The following is a 1,408-nucleotide window of genomic DNA, read 5'->3' on the forward strand; positions in this document are numbered from 1 at the left end:
CATTATCGATATCGCCCCGAGGGGTTCGAGTGTTTTTTCAAACACTTAAGGCTTGTTACACGATGAAATACGCGAAAACCCCGAGAAAAAGGGCGTGGAAACAGGAATGGAGATAGACGCAACTATTGTTGCGTCATCGTGAAAAAGCACTATAATTTTTACCGATCCGATTGTCGGCAGCCTTGCCGGAAAGCCTTCGATTACCGCTTGAAGGCCATCGGACCCATCGCAGCCGAATCCTTGCTGCCACACGCTTCCCCGCTTGCACCTTTCAATTCGCCTTGTCGGAAAAATTCCTACACGGTTTACAGAGAAATCCTGCATGGCATACGCCACTTCGCTGATACCGGCATAAATGCCGTTTGGCCAAAATTCGCCCTGTAAGACTATAAACGAGCCGACTGAGCGCCAAGAGCGCCCTGATCGAGCAAACGTTTTCATAACACGAATGGCCAAAGCAAAGCTCTTTAACGGGGGAATCATGAGCGCTACCAGCGAAATGCTCAGTGAGATCAAAGAGGTCAACCTGTCGTACCTCCTCCTCGCGCAACGCCTGCTGCGGGAAGACAAAGCGATGGGCATGTTCCGCATGGGAATTTCCCAGGAACTCGCCGACGTGCTCGCCAACCTCACGCTCGCACAGACCGTGAAGCTTGCCGCGTCGAACCAGATGCTGTGCCGCTTCCGCTTCGATGATCACGCGCTGCTCTCGTCGCTCGCCGACAAGGGCCGCAGCGATGTCGTCGCGCACGCCCACTCGGCCATCCTGATGGCCGGGCAGCAGGTCGAAGGCGTCCGCTGATCCATCCCGCCTTGCGTTTGTCCCGGCGTGCCGCGCCGGTGGGCAGCGTATTGGCCATCCATCCGAATAACGTCAAGCGGACGGTTATCACCATGGCAAGCAAAAGCGTCGTGATCGAGGTGAAGGAAATCACCCTCGCCATCGAACTGATCGAACTGGGCGCCCGGCTGCAACTGCTGGAAGCGGAGACGAGCCTGTCGCGGGACCGTCTGATCAAGCTGTACAAGGAACTGAAGGGCGTGTCGCCGCCGAAGGGGATGCTGCCGTTCTCGACCGACTGGTTCATGACGTGGCAGCCGAACATCCACTCGTCGCTGTTCTACAACATCTACCGGTTCATGCAGGACCACGGCCGCTGCGAGCCGATCCAGTCGATCGTGAAGGCGTACCGGCTCTATCAGGAGCACGTGAACCTGTCCGGCGACGAGGCCGCGCTGAGTCTCACGCGCGCCTGGACGCTCGTGCGCTTCTTCGATTCGGGGATGCTGCAGATGACCCCGTGCACGCGCTGCGGCGGCCACTTCGTCGCGCATGCGCATGATCCGCATCAAGGTTTCGTCTGTGGCCTCTGCCAGCCGCCGTCGCGCGCGGGCAAGACCCGCAAGG

The 1,408-nt window shown here is 58.5% G+C and carries 2 protein-coding genes; both read left to right on the forward strand.

Annotated elements, in window-relative coordinates:
- The first annotated feature begins 481 nt into the window (after positions 1-481).
- The gene (gene flhD / locus G3N93_RS40230; protein WP_011350590.1) at positions 482-802 is read left to right on the forward strand and encodes a flagellar transcriptional regulator FlhD; all 321 of its coding nucleotides are present in this window, start codon (positions 482-484) and stop codon (positions 800-802) included.
- A gap of 92 nt (positions 803-894) precedes the next feature.
- The coding region (gene flhC, locus G3N93_RS40235; RefSeq protein ID WP_206135549.1) for a flagellar transcriptional regulator FlhC at positions 895-1,408 on the forward strand (514 nt) is incomplete at its 3' end.

It is taken from the genome of Burkholderia sp. Se-20378, from assembly GCF_017104665.1.
Lineage (GTDB): Bacteria > Pseudomonadota > Gammaproteobacteria > Burkholderiales > Burkholderiaceae > Burkholderia > Burkholderia lata.